Origin of the sequence: Streptomyces sp. NBC_01335 (genome assembly GCF_035953295.1) — a bacterium.
In the GTDB taxonomy this organism is placed as follows: Bacteria; Actinomycetota; Actinomycetes; order Streptomycetales; family Streptomycetaceae; genus Streptomyces.
Genome location: NZ_CP108370.1, coordinates 659,135 through 678,475, shown reverse-complemented (window position 1 = coordinate 678,475; position 19,341 = coordinate 659,135). Strand labels below are relative to the sequence as shown.

The window sequence follows — 19,341 nt, the reverse complement described above, 5'->3', positions numbered from 1 at the left end:
CCGGGCCGCCGCATCGAGGCGCACCGCCCCGACGGCAAGGGGTGCGGCCGGGCTCTCCGCGCGGGGTCGGCCCGGCTCCGTACGGGGAAAGTCTCACGGGGGCACCGCGTGGCGTGCCACCGCTACGATGCCAACCGATGCCCGTTCGCCGCCAACCTCGAACCACCGCCGGTGCGACGTCACATGTGTGGCCGTCCGGCGGGCGTCACCTCTGGCCGTCCGGCGCGACGAGCGCGGCGCGGGCGCACACGCGAGGACACCTGGTGTACGCGGCAGGCGGCGTCCTGTCGGTCCACACCGAGCGCGGCACCTCGATCGTGCCCGCCAACAGGGCCGCGTGGACCCCCGCCGGATGCACGCACCACCACCGCGCCCACGGCGACACCGACATGCGGATCGTCTTCCTCGCACCGTCCCTCGCCCGACGGCTGCCGGACGGTCCCGCCGTGTTCCTGGTCTCCGGCCTCGCCCGTGAAGTCCTTCTCGCCCTGACCGGCCCCCGCGACCACGACGACTCCCACGAAGACGCCGTGCCCGACCACGGCCCCGCCGCACGCTCCCGCCTCCTCCACGTCCTCGTCGACGATCTCCGCGAAGCGCGCGAGCAGCCCCTCCACCTGCCGGAGCCGCGGGACGACCGGCTGCGAGCCGTCGCCCGGGTGCTGTACGAGTCGCCGGCGAGCAACGCCACGCTGGCCGAACTCGGAAGGACGGTCGGAGCCGGCGCCCGTACCCTCAGCCGGCTCTTCCGCGGCGAACTCGGCATGACCTTCTACGAGTGGCGCACACAACTCCGCGTCCAGCACGCGCTCGTGCTCCTCGCCGACGGCCACGACACGGTCCGGACCGCCCACGCCTGCGGGTGGGCGAACCCCAGCAGCTTCATCGCGGCGTTCACCGGGATCGTCGGAACGACCCCGGGCCGCTACCGGACCGGCGGCTCGGCGTCCCCCGTCACCGACGCCTCACCGTAGGCGAGTTCGCTCGCCAGCAGAGCCGCCCCCACGACCCCCGCGCGGGGGCCGAGGCCGGACATGACGATCGGCAGGTTGCCGGTGGCGAGGGGAAGCGAGCGTTTGTACACGACGCTGCGGATCTCGGCGAGCAGGGGATAGCCGAGTCCGGCCAGACCGCCACCGATCACGATCATCGACGGGTTCATGAAGCTGACCAGGGTGGCGAGGACCTGCCCGACGCGGTGGCCGCCGGCCCGGATCAGGCCGACGCTCGTACCGTCCCCGCCGTTCGCGCACTCCGCGACGTCCACCGGCGTCAGGACCCCGCGTTCGGCGAGCCGTTCGGCGAGGGCGGGCGACCGGCCGGACTTCGCGGCCTCGGTGGCGTCCCTGCTCAGCGCCACGCCACCGAAGTACGCCTCCAGGCAACCGGTGTTGCCGCAGGAGCAGAGCGGCCCGTCCGCTTCGAGCTGTACGTGTCCGATGTCGCCGGCGCACCCCTCGGCGCCCCGGTAGATCCGGCCGTGGTGATGCATCCCCGAGCCGATACCGCTGCCGATCTTCACGAAGAGCAGATGGTCGACGGTCCTCGCGACCCCGCTGTGCTGCTCCCCGAGGGACATCACGTTCACGTCGTTGTCGACGACGACGGGGCAGGAGTGCGCACGGGCGAGGGTGTCGCGCACCGGAAAGCGGTTCCAGCCCACCATGATCGGCGGCGAGACGGGTACCCCCTCGCGGAAGCTGACCGGTCCCGGCAGGCCGATGCCGATGGCGTCGAGACGGGTGTAGTGCCCCTGGTCGGCCAGGGCGTGGAGGAGTTCGCTGACGCGCCCGAGCACGACCTGCGGTCCCGAGCGGATGTCCGCCGGCTCGGAGCAGGCGGCCACCGGGGCGAGCGCGCCGTCGGTGATCTCGATGTCGATGGAGCTGGCGCCGAGATCGACGGCGGCGAACCGTACGCCGGGGTCGAGCTGGACGAGGGTGGAGCGGCGCCCGCCGCGCGACGCGGCCGGCCCCGCCTCGCGGACCCGCCCGGCGGCGACCATGCGGTCGAGTTCGCCGAGCAGCCGCGGGCGCGGAACCTCCAGCCGGTCCGCGAGTTGGGCGCGGGACAGCGGGCCGTTGTCGCGCAGGAGACTCAGCACGCGGTACTGGATGGTCACGGGTTCACTTCCTCTGGACGCCCTGGACAGCTCGGGGAGTTGTCGCGGGGGACTCACGGGCCGGAGGCCGTGTCGCCCGGCGGGACCCGCGTGTGCGGAGCCCCGGGGCACGGTCGGCTTCCGGCAACTTTTTCACAGAACACCGAAAGTTGGCGGGGTGTTGACGGAACTTCTAGGACGGAACTTCCGCGACGGAACTCGCATGATCGCGGGCCGGACACGGAACCGCCCCGCCGGTGGCACAGCAGCGGGGCAGTTCCGGTCCTCGAGTCCGGCCTCAGCCGGTGGCGCCTCCCTTCAGTGCCCGGGCGTCCCGGGCCAGGGCCGCGCCCGCCGCGCCGTTCGGCACCAGGGCGGTGTCGGACGCGGAGTCCGCGAACGACTCCAGCACGGCCGCGGCCTGTGCGGTGCGGCCCGCGCCGGCGTGTGCCTCGGCCTGGGCGAGCCGTACGGACAGCCGCTGCTCACCCTGCGCCGTGATCAGGCCGACGGCCCGCAGCCGGGTGATGAGCGTGCGGACGTCCGCGTAGGAGGTGCGCGTCGTGAACGACACCGTCCTCGTCGTGGTGTTGCCGGCCCGGTCGCGGCCCCTGACCGTCAGCTCGTGGCTGCCGAGCGGCAGCCGCCACAGGTCCAGGGACTGCCCGGAGGTGACGGGCGCACCGTCCAGCGTGGCCGTCGCGGTCGCCCCGCCGGACACCGTGTCCGTCGCCGAGAAGACCGGTGTCAGGCGCCCGGAGTCCCCGTAGCTGCCGTTGGCGTCGACACCGGTCACCGCCGGCATCGGACCGGTGCGGTCGATCCGGACGGTGAGCGAGCCCACCGCCGACACGTTGCCGCCGTTGTCGGTCGCCCGGTAACGGACGGTCGTGGCACCCTCCGTGGACAGGGTGACGGCCGAGTTCGCCGCCAGCCACGTCGTTCCGCCGTCGACCGAGTACTGACGGCCGGCGACCGTCCCGTTGTCGGTCGCCGAGACCGTCAGCGACACGTTGCCGGTGTACCAGCCCTCGTCACCGTTGGGACGCGGCGGGTTGAGCGTTGCGGTGACCGCGGGGGCGGTCTTGTCCGCGACACCGGAGCCCTGGAAGGTCAGCGCGTCCAGTTCGACACCGCCGGAACTGGTGACGAAGACCTCACCGGACCCCGAAGGGACGTCGGCGAGCGAGGTGGTGACGGTCTGCCAGCCCTCTCCCGCCGGTACGGACACGGTGGCGAAGGGTTCGGCGTCGGCCGCACCCCAGCGCAGCGCCAGGGTCCCGGCGCCACTGGCACGGGTCTGCACCCCGGTGATCCCGGCGAACGACACCGGGTCGTAGGCGATCCAGTCACCCGCGTCGAAGGAGGTCAGCTTGCGCTGCCCGGACGCCGTGGTGTCGTCCGTGACCGTGACGCCCTCCGCCGTGTCGTAGTGCTCGGCCTGCATGAGGGCCGGGTTGAGCACCACCTGGGCATCGGTCGTGGCCGCCGGAACGCCGCCCGCACCCCTGTCGGTGTAGGTGATCCCGAGGACGCCGAAGACGTTCTCGGTGTCACCGTGGCCCGCGTCGGTCGGGGTCACGACACCGCCCGAGCAGCCGGTGCCGCTGTTGACCGGGTGGCCGTGCTGGTTGTGCCCGAGGCCGAAGGTCCAGGCCGCCCTGGCGCAGTCCGGCGTGGACCCGTCCTCAGGGTCCTCGACGGCGATGCCGTACGGCACGGAGTCACCCCAGTTGAAGAACCCGCCGTTGGCCGGCGAGGTGATCCGCAGGGTCGGAGCCGTGTTGCCCACCGTGATCTGACGACTCGTCAGGCCCATCTTGCCCTGCGGGTCGGTGACCCTCAGCCGGGCCTCGAACTGCCCGGTGCCGGGATACGTGCGGCTCGCGGTGGGCCCGGTGGCGTCGAAGGCGCCGTCGCCGTCGAGGTCCCACTGGTAGGTGAGCCCACCGTTCTCCGGGTCGCTGGAGCCGGTGGCGTCGAAGGTGACCGCCAGCGGTGCCTGACCGGACGTCCTGTCGGCCTCGATCACCGCGGTGGGCGCCTTGTTGCCCTCGGCGTAGTCGATCCGGTAGAGCCCCGCGTCCGGATTCTGCCGGAAGAAGCCGTCACCGTAGTCGAGGACGTAGAGGGCGCCGTCCGGGCCGAACTCCAGGTCCATCGGGTTGTCCCACGGCGGGATGCCGTTCTGCGCGCGCTCGCTGTTGGGAAGGAAGTTCTCCAGCGCGCTCACGGGGCCGTCCGGCCCGTCGAGCGTGAGGGCGGCGACGTAGTCCTGGGAGAACTCGCCGAAGAACGCCTTGCCGTCCCAGTACTCCGGGAACTTGCCCGGCGCGGGGTTGTCCGCGTCGTAGTGGTAGACCGGACCGCCCATCGGGGCCTGGCCGCCGGGGCCGCCCGGACCGCGGAAGGCGGTCAGCTCGGGCCACGGCTGGTCGGTGTCGCGGTCGCCGTACCAGAGCGTGGCCGGGGTGGCCGCGGGCAGCGTGGTCAGGCCGGTGTTCCAGCGGGAGTCGTTGACCGGCGCCGAGCAGTCGAAGGCGGCACCGGGCGTGAGGGTGGCGTAGTCGAAGTCCCGGTACGGCCTGGTGTTGTCACCCGTGCAGTACGGCCAGCCGCTGTTCATGGCCTTCGTCGTGGTCTGCCACTCGACGTACCCCATCGGCCCGCGGTTCGGGTCGGCGGTTCCGGCGTCGGGGCCGTAGTCGCCCCACATCACGGCGTTCGTCTCCGGGTCCACCGCGAGGCGGTAGGGGTTGCGCAGGCCCATCACGAAGATCTCGGGGCGGGTCTTCGCCGTGCCCGGCGGGAAAAGGTTCCCCTCCGGCACGGTGTAACTCCCGTCCTCCTGGACGTGGATACGCAGGATCTTGCCCCGCAGGTCGTTGGAGTTGCCCGAGCCGCGCCGCTCGTCGAGCCCCGGGTTGTAGCCTGCCGCGTCGTTGACCGGGTTGTAGCCGTTGACGTTCGGGCCCGAAGCGGGAGTGTTGCCGCCGGTCGAGAGATAGAGGTTCCCGTCGCCGTCGAAGTCCACGTCACCGGCGACGTGGCAGCACTGGCCGCGGTTGGTGTCGACCCGGATGATCTCCTGCGCGGTGGACAGGTCGAGGCTGTCGCCGGTCCACTTGAAGCGGGTCAGGGTGTCGTACCCCTCCCACTGCTTCCAGTACGAGTCGTCCTGCCCGGCGGTCAGCTGGAGCGGAGCGGAGCCGGCCGGGGTGTTCAGCGGCGGCGAGTAGTACAGGTACACCCACTTGTTGGCGGCGAAGTCCGGGTCGAGCGTGACCGTCTGCAACCCCATCTCGGAGTTCTGGTACACGTCGACATGGTTGACGACCTTCGTGACACCGGTGCCGGGGTCGGTGAGCCGCAGATCGCCGTTGCGGGCGGTGTGCAGGACGCGGCTGTCGGGGAGTACGGCGAGGTCGATCGGCTCGCCGACCTCCTTGGTCAGGGTGGCCTTCTCGTAGTTCGACCAGTCCAGGGCGTGTTCGTGGTCCGGGTGGGCCTCGGCGGCGGGTGCCAGGACCACACAGCCCAGCGCGGGCATGGCCACGAGCAGGGCCCCCGTGATCAGGCGCCTCAGGGTGCGGTGCACGGTGATGTCTCCTTGATCGCTGGCGGTAAGGAGCGGGCACGGAGGCGCCCCGCGCGCGGAGCGCCTCCTTCGTGTGGCGCCTGTCAGCCGAGGAGCGTCTTGAGCGCCGAGAAGCTGCGCTCCGCCGCACCGAACGAACCCGGCGTCGCGGGAAGGGTGTTGGGGGCGGTGTCCTGCTCCCAGATGCCGAGGTGCGCGTAGCGCGCCCCGATGTCGCGGACGAACTTCTGGTACGGGAGGTCGCCGGCGCCGAACTCGACGATGTCGTAGCCGTTGCCGCTCGCCGCGTTCGCGTCGCCGTCCTTCATGTGGAACAGCGGGTACCGGTAGGGCTGGTCGCGCACGTAGGCGGCGGGGTCGAATCCGGGCCAGCGGTACTGGCCCACGTACGCCCAGTAGATGTCCAGCTCCAGATAGACGTGGCGCGGGTCGGTGTTCTTGAGGAACACGTCGTACAGCCGGACCGACGGCTGATCGGTCGCGAACGCGAACTCGCCCGAGTGGTTGTGCTGGTACAGCTTCAGGCCACGCGCGGTCGCCGCGGCGCCCCAGGCGTTGAACTCGTCTGCGGCGGCGCGGTAGGCCGCGACGGTGTTGGTGTTCGAGGGCGCGTTGGCGGTGCCCACGTGTGGCATGCCGAGGATCTCCGCGGCGTCCAGCTCGGCCTGGAGGTTGGAGCGCAGGTTGCCGATGCCGACATGGCTGCCGACGGCGCGCAGCCCGTGGTCGTCGAGGATGGTCCGGATCTCCGGGAGGGTGATCTGTCTGCCCAGGACGGAGGTGGACTGGGTGTACCCCGCGAACTCGATCTCCTTGTAGCCGATCCGGGCCAGCTCGGCGAGGACGACGGCGAAACCGAGCGAGCTGACCTTGTCGCGGACGCTGTAGAGCTGCACCCCGATGCGGTCCTTGGGAATGGGCAGCGCGCTCGTCGCGGCGGCGGCGGAGGCAGCGGTGGCGGCCCCGGTGACGGAGGCGGCGGCGAGGGCCACGGTGGTGCCGACGGTGGCGCGCAGGAAATCCCTGCGGTCGAAGGACTTGTGCAGATGACTCACGGTCACTCCTGTGCATGAGGAGAGGGGAACGAGGAGAGGGGAATACGGATCGGGCACACGGCCCGGGCAGCAGGACGGCGGTGCGCACCGCGACGGCTGATCCGCGGACTCCGGAACCGGTGCTACGCGCTCCGGAGGGGGGACCGGCGAGCGCGGCGGGAGCCGTCGCGCGATGCGGGGAGGCACGGCGACGGGAGGCGGTCCGCCGTCACGGCCGGGCGTCGGCGGGCGAGCCGCCGGCGGTGTTCCTCGGCGTCAGAGGGAGGACTTGCCCGCTTCGTGGGCGTCCGCCCGCGCGGCCGCGGCACGGGCGGTGGCCTTCTCGGCGAGAGAGGCGGCCCGGTCCTCGGGCGCGGCCTCCCCGGCCGAGCGGGAGAACGACGGGGCCGCGGCCGCGGTCTCCCCGGTGACGGTGCCACGCACGCGCGCCAGCTCGCCCACCACGAGGGCCGGGTTGTTGCCCGTGGCGGTGAGTCCGCCGCGCACGATCGCGTTGTCGAGCAGCGCGATCGCGGTGTTGTCGGTGACGGCCAGGTCGCCGCCGAAGTACGAGGCGCCCGCGCACGATCCGAGCAGCCCCTCACCCCCGAGCTGGAGTGCGTCGGCGTTGCCGGAGTACTTCGCGGCCCCGTACACCTCGCTCGCGCAGAACACACCGCCGAGGGTGTTCCCGTTCACGGTGAGCGCGCCCTTGACGGTGGAGTCGTACACGTCGCTGTACTGGTTGCCGTCACCGGTCAGCGCTGCCGACAGGGTGCTGCCGGACACGTACAGCTCGCCGGACCCGGTGGAGACGTTTCCGCCGAGCGTCGAGTCCACCGCGTATACGAACCCCCCGGTGGCGGTCACCGCCTTGACGTTGGCGTCCTCCAGGTGTGTGCCGAAGGCGGAGGCGGCGGTCAGCGCACCCTTGACGGTGGTGTTCGTGAGGTCGAGATACGCGTTCTCGCCCACGGTGACCGTGCTGTTGAAGGTGGCACCCGCGGCCACGAGGTCGGCCCCGGCCTCGACCGTCACCGTCCCCCTGACCTTCGTGCCGGTGAGGGTGCAGGACTTCCCGGCCGGAACGACCAGGTCGTTGGTGACGGTCACGGCCCCGCCGTCACCGACACAGGTGGTGTAGAGCGCCGCCTGGGCGGAGCCGGTGAAGGCCACCAGGCTTCCGGATGCCACCAGAGAGGCCGTGGCGATGAACGTACGAATCTTCATGTCGCTTCCCTTCCGCTGCGTTCACGGCAGAGTCGGTGACCCGGCCGGTGTGCCGTGCTTCGACGGTGTGCTGAAACGGTGCGTGAGCGACTGCCGAGGCAGTGGTCGCGCGGCGCGGTGCCTCGTGCGGGCGGTGGCCCGGCCATGGGGAGAGAGACGTGGAACGGCTCGTGAGCGAGGTGACCGGCTCCGGAGTGACGCCGGCCGGCTGCGGCGTTACAGGGATGAAACCTGTTCGATGGGCCGAGAGACTAGGACGCGGCGCGGAGGACTGTCCAGAGGTTCGGTACGAATCTGCTGAACTTTCTGCAGATTCATCAAAAGCTGGGAGGGGTCGGAGAAAAGACCGTCACGGCACCACGGGACCCAGGGGCACCACGGGTTCGGGGAGCCGACGGCGGGAGGAAGTTACCTTGTTCGCGATCGCGAAGGTGATGCAATCCGGCCCGAAAGTGACGGCCCGTTCGACACGACGGGAGTCGCCCGGCCGGCCCTCCTTGCGCGCCCCGACGCCGACTCCGACCGTGCGGACGGCCGGGAACAGGGCGCCGACATGGAGCTGCGCCCAGTCCCGTCAGGGCTGGACGCGATGCGGCACTCCGCGGTGGGGCGGCCGCGCCCGCCTGCCCTGCGGATCGGTACGGGCGACGTGGCGAAGTCGCCCGGTCGCAACGGCGAAGACCGCCGGGCTCGGCACCCGGCGCAGCGGTCACGCGCGAGGCCCGAGCCCCGCGTCCTGAGCGGCGGCACGAAGGGCTCGACGAACAGGGGTGGTCCGGGCGGCGCCTACAACGGGCGTCTGCCGGTGAGGTCCTGCCACTGCGTCCGGGCGTCGTCGAGCGCCGCCCGTGCGCGCGGGAGCCTGGGATCGGCGCTGTGGCGGGCACGCGTCTCGTCCAGCCGCTCCCGCGCCGCCTCCACCGGACCGGTCGCCTCCTGGGCCTCGCGCAGCGCGGCTTCGAGCGCGGCGATGTCGTCCTCGCGCGACCCGCGCGAACGGTGCGCCGCCACGGCGGCGTTGTGGAGCTGCACGCTGAACTTGCGCACCGTGTCCTCCGGGAACTCCTCGCCCTCGTAGCTCTGCATGCGATCCTGCCCGTCCGGGTGGGTGAGGTAGACGTAGGACACGTGCTCGGCGCGTGCGAGCTCGATCCGCACATGCAGGCCGGCCAGCGGCAACTCGTCCTCGGAGACGACGACCGCGTGCTCGTACAGCGTGATCGCACCCAGCTGATGGACCCGGTCACCCCGGTCCGGTGCGCGCCGCCGTTCCAACTCGGCCTCGGCCTGACGAACCCGGCGCCGATGGGCGGACTCCGCACGCTTCACCTTGCCCCACGCCCGCCACGTCTCGCGACGAGCGGCGTTGCGCAACTTCCGTACGGCGCTGCGGGCGTCGTCCAGAGCCCGCCGGTCCTTCCGGTGCGCCTCGTGAAACGCGTGCGCCCACCGGCCCGGGTACCGGACGAGCCGCCAGGCCGTCCAGCCCACGACCAGAACCACCAGCGTGACCACCCACCACAAGACGCTCACGTGCTCCCCCTTCACCGCAACACGGCCGTGCCGCCAACGGAACCAATAGCGGGGAGCGCCGAGGATCGTCAACTGCCTACCCCGCCGCGGTAGTCGGGCGACGGCCGATCCGAGCGCGAGGCGCCGCATCAGGAACAGTGGTGCGTACGTGCGAAAATCCCCTCAGTTTCGATGAATCACCGCGGCAACGTCGTACCGCTTGCCGCACCCGGGGGAGGGAGCCTCGCCTGGCCCTGTTGTCGTCGAGCCAGAAGTGGCCCGCAGCGCCCGACTACGTCCACGAGTGGGCGCTGGTGGACGTGGAGACGTCCGGGCTGAGGCCCGGCCGGGACCGCGTTCTGTCCCTGGCGATCCTCACGCTGGACGCACACGGCCGGCAGACGGGGGAGTTCTCCACCCTTCTCGACCCGGGCTGCGACCCTGGCCCGGTGCACATTCACGGCCTCACCCCCGCCCGTCTCGCGGGTGCCCCCACCTCGGCGCAGCCCCGGCCGCCCGGGCCACTCTCGACGCCGCCACCACCGAACGCACCATGATCCTCGCCGAGTTGTACCGACGGGGCGAGGGCTGGCGACTGCGGGCCGTCGGGCAGGGATACGGCCACGGCCTGGCCGATCTGGCCCGGGGCTACGGCGTCGACATCACGGGGTGACGCGGACGGGTCGGCTTGCGGAGCCGAGTCGGCGACGACGTGTGTGCTGCCCCACTGAACTCGGGAACTGCGGGACAGCCTGTAGCTTTGCGCCCGTGATCGTATATCCGCTGTGGCATGTCGGCCATCAGAACGAAGCCGGCGACGACGGCTCGACCGTGCACGTCGACGGGAGTGGCGTGTTCTGCGACGAGTCGGACGGCGACGACGTAAAGCTGCTCGGTATCTACTCGGCCCTCGAACGGGTCGAAGAGCGCGTGCGTCAGGCTCGGCTGCTACCGGGCTTCCGTGATGAACCGGACTGCTTCATCTTCGACCTCTGCGAGCTCGACGAAGACGATTGGGCCGAGGGCTTCGTGCGAGTTCCGCCGGGCGAGTAGGCCCTCGGGGGTGAGTCCTGCCGGGCTGCGACGCGAAACGAATGCGATGCGAAACGAATGCGACGCGAAAACGGTGCGTTGCCGGGTAGGGAACAACCGGGAATGCGAAAGGGTGCGGCCAGTCGCTTCGAAGGTGCCGGTGCGAAGCTCCGGGTTTCGGTCGGCGGCGAGGCCCGGGATTCGCCGCCGTGATCGGCTCCGCCGGGTAGTGGCGAGCCGCGAACCAGGTCTTCGACCCGGAGCCGGAAGAACTCCCTGGAGCGCTTCGCGCGTGCCCGGTCGCACAAACGCCGTGCATGCCAACCCGGTTCAGCCCCTGCGGCCGCGCCGGACGCGTACGGCCGCGCTGAGCAGAACGATTCCACCGAGGACGAGAACCGTGCTGGCCAGGCCCTGATTCTCCGGAAACGCGTTCACGATGAAGAAACTCTCCTCCGGATCCGTGCCGCTCATCCTCTGGACGATCGGGGCGATTCCCTGGAGAAGCATGAGCGCACCACCGATATCAAGAATCCACAGCATCGATTCCGTTCCTCTTCCCCGTGCGGCAGTCGCTGAACCAGTGTTCTCGCGTGCAGCGTAACGGCGTTCCGGGGTTCTCGGGGCGCCTTCTTTGCGACAGTGGCCGGATATGGACACACCCAAGACGCAGGGCCTCGGCAAAGTGGTGCTTCGTCCGAATTGGTGCGATCCCCTGCAGACCGGTGGCCTGTGGTGATGCGTGGCGGCGGTCGGCGAGCCGGCGTCCGACGGCCTGATCGAGGGCGTCGCCGTCGACGCGGGAGAGTACCCGGCGCAGTGGCCTGGGCGTTGGCCGGCGGCATTCTGCATGAGGCGGAAGGCCGACAATCTGAGCACCTCAAAGCCACCATCCGCTGTGCGCGCGGTGGTTGAGCTGCTCAGGCGACCGTTGATTCTTGATCGACCCGGTTGGTGCGGAGGCGTCGCAGGTGCTGCTGGACGGCGTTCCGACTGAAGGTCAGGCATTTGACCTGGCTGTCGAGGCGGGCGAATTCGGCGTCGAACAGTGCGACCAGGTCGTCTCCGTCGTCTGCTTCGTCCCCGTCCACCTGGTTCTTCTGGAGCAGCGGCAGGATCAGTCTGGTCGGCAGCCCTGATCTGACCAGGCTGCTCACCAGTGTTGCCTGTTCGACGTCCGCCTCCTGATAGTGCCGGTAGCCGCTCGGTGCGCGCTCCGGCCTCAACAGCCCCCGCTCCTCGTAGTACCGCAGCATCCGGATCGGAATCCGGGTGCGCTTGGACAGCTCACCGATCCTCATGAACCGCTCCTTGACTCTCACATGAATGAGAGACTCTACGGTACCGACCATGAGTACTCAACCCACCGAAATCGCTGCGGAAGCGCCGCCCAGGCTGCCCTGGGGAGCACTGCTCCTTCTCTCGGGCGCGGCCTTCGCCACCGTCACCACCGAACTGCTGCCCGCGAGCATGCTGCTGCAGCTCAGCGACGGCCTGGACATCACACCCGCGACCGCCGGCGGACTGGTCGGCGCATGGGCACTGACGATCGCCGTAGCCAGCGTCCCGCTGACCCGGCTGACCGCACGGGTACCGCGCCGACGGCTCTTCACCCTCATTCTGCTGCTGCTCGCCCTCGCGACCACCGGCACCGCGCTCGCCCCCTCGTACGGGTGGGCGCTCACCAGCCGTGTCACCGCCGCCGCCGCGCACGGCCTCTTCTGGTCGCTGCTCGTGCCAACGGTGGCCACACTCGTCCCGCCGGCGCGGACCGGCCGGGCCGTCTCGGTCGTGCTGGCCGGTCCGGCGATGGCCAGCACCGTCGGCATTCCGCTCGGCGCCACCGTCGGCGTCTCGCTCGGGTGGCGGGTCTCCTTCGGCGCATTGGCGGCGCTGCTCGCGCTGGCGGCCCTGGGTATCCGTTCCCTGCCGCTTTCAGACGCGCCCCGGCCAGCCGTGCGGCAGGAAGGCCGAGACCCGGCACAGTGGACCGTACTCGGCGTCGCGCTAGCCGGAGGGCTCGTCATCACCGGCCACTTCCTGCTCTACACGTACATCGCACCGCTGCTCAAACAGTTCGGCGGTTACGACAACGCCACCAGCGGCATACTGCTGTTCGTCTTCGGAGCGGCCGGGGTGGTCGGCACCATCGGGGCCGGATCACTCTCCGACCGGTTCCCGCGGCAGGCGCTCAGCTGGGTCAGCGCCGCCTTCGCCGGCAGCGCCGCCTCACTGCTCCTACTCAATTTCCATCTCTCCGTGGCGGTCGTGGTGATCGCAGGCTGGGGCGTACTCATCGGGTTGCTGCCACCGGTCTTCCAGATGCACCTGCTACGGATCGCCTCCCCCGGTCGGGAGGCCGCCTCCGGGGCGATCGGCATCACCGTACTCAACCTCGGTATCGCCACCGGAGCGACGCTCGGCGGGGCAGTACTCGGCAACTGGCAGGCCGGAGCCCTACCCGCCGTCGCCGCCGCGGTCATCGCCGCAGCCACCTTCGGACTGGTGGTCAACGGACTCCGAGGCAGGGCCCGCCGCCGGTGAGAATTCCGGAGCTGAGCCCACCGACGTCGTCCGAGAAGGTGACGACCTCGGAAGCGCAGGTGCCTTCGCCGCGTCACGGGCGGTGCCGCCTATGCTGTGGCTTCCGGAGCATCCCCATCCAGCCCCGAAAGCCACAGCCCCCAGAACGACCGCGGTGAGTACCCGAGAATCATCGCCGCCGACCTCGGCACAACGCGAGAGGCCTCCACCGGCCCCTCCCTCTCCTCGGGATCGCATGATCACCAATCCGGACGAAGCGCCACTTTGCCGAGGCCCTGCCTCAAGACGCGCCGCATATTCGAGAGGGGAAGAGCATGGGCCTGATCGAGGGGAAGTCGGTGCAGGTCACCGGGGTTTTCCTACGGAACCGGGCGAGGGCCGTTCGCGTGTTGTTCCCCGCCCGGCAGAGCGCCACGGTGCTGCTGCTCCCGGCGGTCGGAGCCCCCGCATGAGCGCCGCCGCCCGTTCCGCCCCCTACGAGGCCTGGCCGGCGACGGAGTGGTGATCGGCGCGATCGTCGTCTGCGAGATCGCCTTCTGGGCCTTCCTGGTGCTGGGTCTTCTCGCCCGGTACGCCCTGCGGGCCCGCCGGCTCGGCGCGGCGCTGCTGCTGTGCGTGCCGCTCACCGACCTCGCCCTCGTCGCCTTCTCCGTCGCGGACCTGCGCTCCGGCGGTACCGCCGGAGCCACGCACGGGCTGGCCGCCGTCTACCTCGGGGTCTCGGTCGGCTTCGGTCCCGAGATCGTGCGCCGTGCCGACGCCTGGTCGGCCCACCGGGTCGCCGGCGCCCCGGCCCCCGCGAAGCCACCGGCGTCCGGGCCCGAACGGGTGCGGTACGAATGGCGGTTGTGGCTGCGCTGCGTCACGGCGTGCACGGTGGCCGCCGCACTCACCTTGCTGATGTCGGTCGTTGCGGCCCCCGGCGCCCAGGCGTCGGGACTGTGGAACCTGGTCGCCCAGTTCGCCCTGGTGACCGTTGTCTGGCTGGGCGTCGGGCCGCTGCGGCACCGGTTTCGGGCGAACCGCGAGAGCGGGCGGGCGTAACGCGCCGACCGGCACCGGCACGGGAGGGCCCGTTCCTGCGAACGGGCCCTCCCGGTCGTGCGGTTGAAGGCGGTCAGACGCGGTCCGCCGCGATCAGCAGGTACTGGAACGAACCGTCCTTGTACGAGTTGATGAACGCGTCCTCGATCCCCGTGACCAGCGAGGACGTGGCCCGCAGCTCCCAGTAGGGCAGCGTGTCGGGGGTGAGGTCGACGACGGCCGTGGGCACGAGGCGGTTGTCGGCCATGGCGCGCAGGTACTCCCGGCGCGAGTGGATGTTGCACTCGAAGTGCGCGTTGATCTGCGAGACCCACTTCGAGGGCTGGCCGTACCGCGGGTTCCAGCAGCCGGTGATGGTCACGTAACGGCCGCCGACCCTGAGGACGCGGGAGTGCTCGGCGAAGAGGTCCTCCAGGTCGACGTACATGCTCGACTCGTTGTTCCACGAGCCGGCGGCGGAGCCGGTCTCGAAGGGGGTGGCGAGCATGTTGCAGACACGGGCGCGGACGTGGTCCTGGATGCCGAGTTCGCCGGCCCGGCCGTTGGCGAACTCTGCCTGCTTAGCCGAGAGCGTGACGCCCTCGACCGTACAGCCGAAGCGCTGGTGCGCCATCACCATCGAGCCGCCCCGGCCGCAGCCCGCGTCCACCAGGGTGTCGTTACGCCCGATGTCGCCGAGGTGCCCCAGGAGGTACTCGGCCTGAGCCGACTCCAGGCGGTGGAGTTCGGTGACGAGCTTCTTCTCGCTCTCGCTGTCCTCGGGGCTGCCGAGTGCCGCGTGGTCCACGTCGCCGATGCCGTAGTGGTGGTGGTACAGGCCGTCGACATCGCCGAGCCGCAGGTTCACGGGCCTGGCCTCCCCGTCCCAGTAGCGGGCGATGTCCCCCTGGTAGGGCGTCGCCGGGCCGGCCGACGCAGGCCGGGGGATGCGCAGGGAGGTGGGGTCGGCGGTGAGTTCGGTGTGGGTCACAGAAGAATCCGTTCTTTACCAGAAATCGGGCAGGCGGTAGCGGAAGGTGTTGGACCGGTGCCAGTAGTGGTTGCCGTCGACCCAGGCGGCCACGCCCCGCAGGAAGCGCTGCACTTGGGGAGCGGGACACGCCTCGGCCAGGGCCGCTGCCTCCGCCTCGAAGTCGTGCATGAGGTCGTTGTGGACCTCGACCGCCTTCAGATAGGCGTCCCGCTCGGAGAAGCCCTCGCGTTCGGCGATCACCACGGGCAGGTTCAAGTGCTGGCCGGGGGAGTCGAGTTCCTTCATGTAGGAGTAGAGGTCGTTCACGATGGTCGTCGCGTTCCCGGCGAGCGCGATGACCTTCTGCATGTCCGCCCGGGCGTGCAGGTCCGCCGGCAGTTCGTAGCCGCCGACGGTGTCCGTGATCGTCGGGCAGGGGCGGAAGTTGTTGAACTGGCGCATCGCCAGGTACTCCCACACCTCCGGTACGCGGCCCTCCTGCGACCAGGCCGCTTCGGCGAGGTACCCCAGGTGCAGCCGGGCCATGTCGTGCCGGAGCCGGTCCGCCTGGGAGGCGCCGGCCGCCCGTACGAAGTACTCCATGGCGGAGCGGTACGCGCGCCGGGGCGCGTCCGCATGGAGCGACTCGGCCCACTGCGGCTGGTACTCCGCGGTCGTGTACAGGGGATCGAGGGCGGTGTGCGCCAGCAGGAGGCGTTCACCGAGGCCGATGGGCGAGCCGCCGTGGTCCTCGCAGTAGCAGTCGTCCACCGCGTTCTCGGCCACCATCAGGCGGGTGGCGAGCATCAGATGGTCGACGGTGGGTGCGTCCGGATGGCAGGCGACCATGTAGCGGCCCACGGAGAAGCCGTCGAACTCCTCCTCCCAGTCGTCGGGGAACAGGCTGACCTCGTCGACCGCCCAGGCCTTGATCCGCCGGCTGACCTCCTCCACCCGTACCGGATCGGGCTCGGGCACCGGGTGGTAATAGAGACCCGGGACCGGCGTGCCCTCCGCGGTGTCCACGGCCGCCTCCGCCAACGTTTCTGCAGGTGAATCCAGAGGTGAGTGCAGAGACGCATGCGGAGGTGGGAGCAGGTGCGGAGGGAGAAGCGGGTTCGCTGTCGGCGGTGTCGGCGGCGCTTCCCTCAGGACCAGGCGGAGCCCCGCCGTGCCCAGGCCGCTGGGACCGCGCAGGAGGCGCTCCAGACCTGTGTCCGGTGCGGGCGCCCCGGCCGGCGCGGTGCCGGGAGCGGCAGCCGGGGCGGGTACGGGAATCGCGGCTGGGGCGGGTACGGAGACCGCGGGCGGTTCGGGTACGGAGCCCGCGTCGGGCGGGCCGCCGGTGGCGGCCGTGATGTCGTGGGCACGGGCCACCGCGGCGGCGAGTACGTGCGCTCCGAAATGGGTGGCGGCCTCTGGCAGGCTCGACCGTGGTGGTGGCAGCTCGGGCGCTGGCATCCATGGCTCCTTGGTGGAATGGGTGGCTCTCCAAAAGCCCTCCGGGGCCCGCGCGACCGCCCCGGAGGGTTACAGGGCGTGTCGCGCCGGGCCGTCCCTCTCGGGCAGGGGCAGCCTTACCTGGGCCAGTGGGCGATCTGCACGTTCTCCAGCACGCCGACCGCGTCCGGCACGAGGATCGCGGCGGAGTAGTACGTACTGACGAGGTAGGACGTGATCGCCTTCTCGTCGAGCCCCATGAAGCGGACCGACAGGCCCGGTTCGTACTCGTCCGGCAGGCCCGTCTGGTGCAGGCCGATGACGCCCTGATTCGCCTCGCCGGTACGCATGCAGAGGATCGAGCTGGTCTTCTCCGGGGTGACCGGGATCTTGTTGCAGGGCAGGATCGGTACGCCGCGCCAGGCCGGTACCTGCTGGCCGCCGAGGTCGACGTGGTCCGGGTAGATACCCCGCGCGTTGAACCCGCGCCCGATCGCCGCGATCGTCCGGGGGTGCGCGAGGAAGAACTTGGAACCGCGGCGCCGGCAGAGCAGTTCGTCCAGGTCGTCCGGGGTCGGCGGACCGGCGTGCGGCTGGAGGCGCTGCTTGAAGTCGGCGTTGTGGAGCAGGCCGAACTCCCGGTTGTTGATCAGTTCATGTTCCTGACGCTCTCTCAGCGCCTCGATGGTGAGCCGGAGTTGCTCCTTCGTCTGGTTCATCGGGCCGTTGTAGAGGTCGGCGACCCTCGTGTGGACCCGCAGAATCGTCTGGGCGACGGAGAGTTCGTACTCGCGTGGCTTCAACTCGTAGTCCACGAAGGCGCCGGGCAGCTCCTGCTCGCCGACGTGGCCGGCCGACATCGCGATCTCCGCCTCGCCGCGATGGTTCTGCTGCCTGCCGGAGAGCGAAGTGAACGCCTCGACGTGGGCGCGGAGACCCGGCGCCCCGGAGAGCACTGCTCCGAAGTCGGCGCGCGACAGGGTGAGCAGCGTGCCCGAGGTCTCGGCGGTGGCGGTCTGCTCCCACCGGGCGTCCTCGTCCAGCAGAGCGTCCTCCCCGAACCGGTCGCCGTCGGCGAGGACGTCCAGATCCACCTCGTCGCCGTAACTGCCCACGGAGGTCTGGCTGACGCGGCCGTGGGCGATCAGGTGGATCCGGTCCGCCGGCGCCCCGCGTTCGACCAGCGTCTCGCCGGCGCGGAAGTCGCGCTGCACGCAGCGGTCGGCGAGGGCGGTCAGCACCTCCACGTCGTCGAAGCCGCGCAACAGCGCCAGTTCACCGAGCTCCCGGGGGATCACCCGGACGTCGGCACCGTCCTGGACGAACTCGATGGTCCCGTCGCCGACGGTGTAGGACAGACGACGGTTCACCCGGTACGCCCCGCCCTGGGTCTCCACCCAGGGGAGCATGCGCAGCAGCCAGCGGGAGGTGATCTCCTGCATCTGCGGGGCGGACTTGGTCGTGTGGGCGAGGTTGCGGGCGGCCGCCGTGCCCAGGCTGGACTGCCGGGGCAGCTCCAGTTGCTCGTCCGGGCTCGAGTCAACAGTCATCGTGCACGCTCTCCGTGGTCAGGGCGGTGGCGCGGGCATACGGACGCCACCGGGCAACAGGAGGGAAAAGGGGTAGGTGAACGGAAACCCGTCCAGACGCCGAGGACACTAACGGCCGCTCCCTCTGCCGGACCAAGGGAAGGCGCTGACATTAACTCGATACGATGATCGCGGGCCGCAGGAGGTTTGCGCGGGCGCGGAGCCGTTTCGTCCGCGAGGGCGTGTTACGAAAGCAGCGCCGTCCGCCCTGAGGGCGGATCGGGGGCGTCCGGCCCCTGCCGCGCCGACCGGGCGCCTCCACCGAATGCCCCGTCGGTCGCCTGCGCCGAGCGCCCTTGATGCCGGTTTCTGACGCCCGTAGCAGCAGGTCGAGGGTTGCAGTCCGGAATGGGAGCTTTGCGTAAGTGTTCGGGGAGCGGTCACCGTGACCGTTCCCCGAACGGAAGCTCTGAGGCCGGTGCGACGGGAAGGGAAGGAGCCACGACGCTGATCAGTGAGGCTTCTCGGACGATGCGTGATGCGTAGCGAAGACCCCCGACACGACCAGGAGCCTCGTCTCGTCGCGCACCCCTGCTGAGCTGCGATTTCACCCCGCCGAGACAGGACGGGAACGCCAACCGCAACGGGCCCCTTCCCCCGGTTCCGGTTGGGTAGGTCTCGTGTACCAGGCATCTGATTTTGCCCCGATGGCGCTAGCGTCGTGCGCGGCTCAGGTGTCTCTGAGCGGTGACACCGCTCGGCAGGCACCGGCCTGCTCCTACGTACGTGTTCCGAACCCAGAACCGACGACGCAAGGGGAATCGATTCCATGACCGTCACCGCAGCACACCGCACCTTGTTATCGCGTCGCTCAGCCGCCCGCACGGCAGCCGTGGTGGCCCTGTCCGCCGCCGCGCTCCTCGGCGGCGGTCTCACGGCCCAGGCCGCCGCACCCGCCCGCACGACGGGCGCGACTGTGGAGCTCGTGCCGGCCGGTGCGCTCGCCACCCAGTGCTACTACAAGGTCAACGCCAACGGCGGTCTGCAAATACGCAGCGGTCCCGGCACCAGCTACTCGGTCGTCGGGTCCTACGCCAACGGCTCCACGATCCTCGCGGAGGTGGCCACCACCAACGGCTTCCACAAGGTGGGCACCAACCGTTGGGTCTCCGCGGCGTACACCACCCGCATCAGCGGCCTTCCCTGCGAGTCCTGACAGGAACCCGCAGGGTTCTCCAGCCCTTCAACGGGCCGTCGGCCGTCGGAAATCCCTCCGGCGGCCGGCGCCCGTCCGCTGCCTCCGGCCGGCCCGGCGGGCGCCTCGG

At 70.7% G+C, this 19,341-nt stretch carries 16 protein-coding genes and 1 pseudogene; 7 read left to right on the top strand and 10 right to left on the bottom strand.

What is annotated here, in order from left to right; genetic code table 11:
• Positions 1 to 137 precede the first annotated feature (137 nt).
• On the top strand, positions 138 to 974 hold the full coding sequence (locus OG599_RS02690) for an AraC family transcriptional regulator (RefSeq protein WP_442809371.1): 837 nt from the start codon (positions 138 to 140) through the stop codon (positions 972 to 974).
• Here the strand turns inward: OG599_RS02690 and OG599_RS02685 are convergent.
• The 5 genes from OG599_RS02685 to OG599_RS02665 all read right to left on the bottom strand — a co-directional run bounded on the left by OG599_RS02685 (position 926) and on the right by OG599_RS02665 (position 9,496).
• The gene (locus tag OG599_RS02685) at positions 926 to 2,122 is read right to left on the bottom strand and encodes an ROK family transcriptional regulator (RefSeq protein ID WP_327174295.1); all 1,197 of its coding nucleotides are present in this window, start codon (positions 2,120 to 2,122) and stop codon (positions 926 to 928) included. The genes OG599_RS02690 and OG599_RS02685 overlap by 49 nt on opposite strands.
• A gap of 277 nt (positions 2,123 to 2,399) precedes the next feature.
• Positions 2,400 to 5,699 (bottom strand): PQQ-dependent sugar dehydrogenase, encoded by a 3,300-nt coding sequence (locus OG599_RS02680; protein ID WP_327174294.1) that lies wholly within the window; start codon positions 5,697 to 5,699, stop codon positions 2,400 to 2,402.
• A gap of 83 nt (positions 5,700 to 5,782) precedes the next feature.
• Positions 5,783 to 6,754 (bottom strand): sugar phosphate isomerase/epimerase family protein, encoded by a 972-nt coding sequence (locus OG599_RS02675; RefSeq protein WP_327174293.1) that lies wholly within the window; start codon positions 6,752 to 6,754, stop codon positions 5,783 to 5,785.
• A 255-nt stretch (positions 6,755 to 7,009) separates the two neighbouring features.
• A complete protein-coding gene (locus OG599_RS02670) occupies positions 7,010 to 7,963 on the bottom strand; it encodes a hypothetical protein (protein WP_327174292.1) in 954 nt (317 codons plus the stop codon).
• A gap of 786 nt (positions 7,964 to 8,749) precedes the next feature.
• Entirely contained in the window at positions 8,750 to 9,496 is a 747-nt protein-coding gene (locus tag OG599_RS02665) for a hypothetical protein (RefSeq protein ID WP_327174291.1), read from the bottom strand.
• A gap of 227 nt (positions 9,497 to 9,723) precedes the next feature.
• Between OG599_RS02665 and OG599_RS02660 the strand changes: the two are divergent.
• The 3 genes and pseudogenes from OG599_RS02660 to OG599_RS02650 all read left to right on the top strand — a co-directional run.
• A pseudogene (locus OG599_RS02660) lies at positions 9,724 to 9,981 on the top strand (DNA polymerase III); the annotation flags it as partial.
• A 47-nt stretch (positions 9,982 to 10,028) separates the two neighbouring features.
• Positions 10,029 to 10,148: a TerD family protein gene (locus OG599_RS02655; protein ID WP_327174290.1), complete on the top strand. Its 120-nt coding sequence runs from the start codon at positions 10,029 to 10,031 to the stop codon at positions 10,146 to 10,148.
• A gap of 95 nt (positions 10,149 to 10,243) precedes the next feature.
• Positions 10,244 to 10,528, top strand: a complete 285-nt coding sequence (locus OG599_RS02650) for a hypothetical protein (protein WP_327174289.1) — start codon at positions 10,244 to 10,246, stop codon at positions 10,526 to 10,528.
• A gap of 309 nt (positions 10,529 to 10,837) precedes the next feature.
• Here the strand turns inward: OG599_RS02650 and OG599_RS02645 are convergent, their stop codons facing one another.
• Together OG599_RS02645 and OG599_RS02640 are read right to left on the bottom strand one after the other, a co-directional pair.
• The gene (locus tag OG599_RS02645) at positions 10,838 to 11,050 is read right to left on the bottom strand and encodes a hypothetical protein (RefSeq protein WP_327174288.1); all 213 of its coding nucleotides are present in this window, start codon (positions 11,048 to 11,050) and stop codon (positions 10,838 to 10,840) included.
• A 377-nt stretch (positions 11,051 to 11,427) separates the two neighbouring features.
• Positions 11,428 to 11,808, bottom strand: coding sequence for a MerR family transcriptional regulator (locus tag OG599_RS02640; protein ID WP_327174287.1), 381 nt, complete (start codon positions 11,806 to 11,808; stop codon positions 11,428 to 11,430).
• 49 nt (positions 11,809 to 11,857) lie between these two features.
• Here OG599_RS02640 and OG599_RS02635 point away from each other — a divergent pair, with 49 nt between their 5' ends.
• Both OG599_RS02635 and OG599_RS02630 read left to right on the top strand, forming a co-directional pair.
• Entirely contained in the window at positions 11,858 to 13,051 is a 1,194-nt protein-coding gene (locus OG599_RS02635) for an MFS transporter (RefSeq protein ID WP_327174286.1), read from the top strand.
• 501 nt (positions 13,052 to 13,552) lie between these two features.
• Positions 13,553 to 14,095, top strand: a complete 543-nt coding sequence (locus tag OG599_RS02630) for a hypothetical protein (RefSeq protein ID WP_327174285.1) — start codon at positions 13,553 to 13,555, stop codon at positions 14,093 to 14,095.
• 73 nt (positions 14,096 to 14,168) lie between these two features.
• On the opposite strand, the gene OG599_RS02625 is transcribed toward OG599_RS02630, so the two are convergent.
• From OG599_RS02625 to OG599_RS02615, 3 genes are all read right to left on the bottom strand, one after another.
• Positions 14,169 to 15,065, bottom strand: coding sequence for a geranyl diphosphate 2-C-methyltransferase (locus OG599_RS02625; RefSeq protein ID WP_327174284.1), 897 nt, complete (start codon positions 15,063 to 15,065; stop codon positions 14,169 to 14,171).
• Between the two features lie 15 nt (positions 15,066 to 15,080).
• Positions 15,081 to 16,508 carry a family 2 encapsulin nanocompartment cargo protein terpene cyclase gene (locus tag OG599_RS02620; RefSeq protein ID WP_327174283.1) on the bottom strand — a complete coding sequence of 476 codons (1,428 nt, stop codon included), beginning with the start codon at positions 16,506 to 16,508 and terminating at the stop codon, positions 15,081 to 15,083.
• Positions 16,509 to 16,624: 116 nt separating this feature from the next.
• Positions 16,625 to 18,037, bottom strand: a complete 1,413-nt coding sequence (locus tag OG599_RS02615; RefSeq protein ID WP_327174282.1) for a family 2B encapsulin nanocompartment shell protein — start codon at positions 18,035 to 18,037, stop codon at positions 16,625 to 16,627.
• Between the two features lie 808 nt (positions 18,038 to 18,845).
• Here OG599_RS02615 and OG599_RS02610 point away from each other — a divergent pair.
• Complete coding sequence (locus OG599_RS02610; RefSeq protein ID WP_327174281.1) at positions 18,846 to 19,232, top strand: SH3 domain-containing protein; 387 nt, start codon at positions 18,846 to 18,848, stop codon at positions 19,230 to 19,232.
• Positions 19,233 to 19,341 lie beyond the last annotated feature (109 nt).